At 48.5% G+C, this 330-nt stretch carries 1 protein-coding gene; it reads left to right on the forward strand.

Features of this window, described 5'->3' with window-relative positions:
• The coding region (locus CHH91_RS18115; RefSeq protein ID WP_286160840.1) for a His/Gly/Thr/Pro-type tRNA ligase C-terminal domain-containing protein at positions 1–322 on the forward strand (322 nt) is incomplete at its 5' end.
• Positions 323–330: the final 8 nt, after the last annotated feature.

Here is a 330-nt window from a genome sequence, read left to right on the forward strand (position 1 = left end):
CATTGTTTGGCCGAAGGCAGTGGCGCCGTTCGACGTCCACTTATTAGCGTTAAATGTGAAAAATGAAGACCAGAAAACACTTGCTGAACAGCTATACAGCGACATTCGCCAAGCTGGAATCGACGTATTGTATGATGATCGGCCAGAACGGGCAGGCGTTAAATTTAAAGACGCTGACTTAATTGGCTTGCCAGTACGGGTAGCCGTTGGCAAACGGGCCGGAGAAGGCATCGTCGAAGTGAAAGTCCGCAAAACGGGCGAACAGCTAGAGTTGACAGCTAGTGAGCTAGTTCGTTGGCTTAACGATTTTTTACGTGAATAATGCGGGAA

The sequence above is a fragment of the Virgibacillus sp. 7505 genome, from assembly GCF_002272135.1.
In the GTDB taxonomy this organism is placed as follows: domain Bacteria; phylum Bacillota; class Bacilli; order Bacillales; family Amphibacillaceae; genus Terribacillus.